The following is a 220-nucleotide window of genomic DNA, read 5'->3' as shown; positions in this document are numbered from 1 at the left end:
TGTCGATGGCACCTTGCTTCCTTGCTGGTCATGGGCCTCGCACCCCCAGTTGCACTCCGGCAAGCACAAGACGACGGGCATGAACGTTCAGGTGGCCTGTACCCTCGCCGGCCGCCTGGCCTGGATTTCTGATCCGATCGACGGTAACCGCCACGATTCCTTTTGCCTGAGTGAATCCGGAGTCCTGCTGACACTCAACCCCGGCGCCTGGATTGGAGAC

1 protein-coding gene is annotated in these 220 nt (G+C 61.4%); it reads left to right on the top strand.

Annotated elements, in window-relative coordinates:
* Positions 1–13 precede the first annotated feature (13 nt).
* Positions 14–220, top strand: a 207-nt coding sequence (locus IG74_RS50715; RefSeq protein ID WP_324607552.1) for a transposase family protein, incomplete at its 3' end; no start/stop codon positions are given.

It is taken from the genome of Streptomyces sp. NRRL B-1347 (assembly GCF_000720325.1).
Taxonomy (GTDB): Bacteria; Actinomycetota; Actinomycetes; order Streptomycetales; family Streptomycetaceae; genus Streptomyces.
This window is presented reverse-complemented; position numbering and strand designations above follow the sequence as displayed.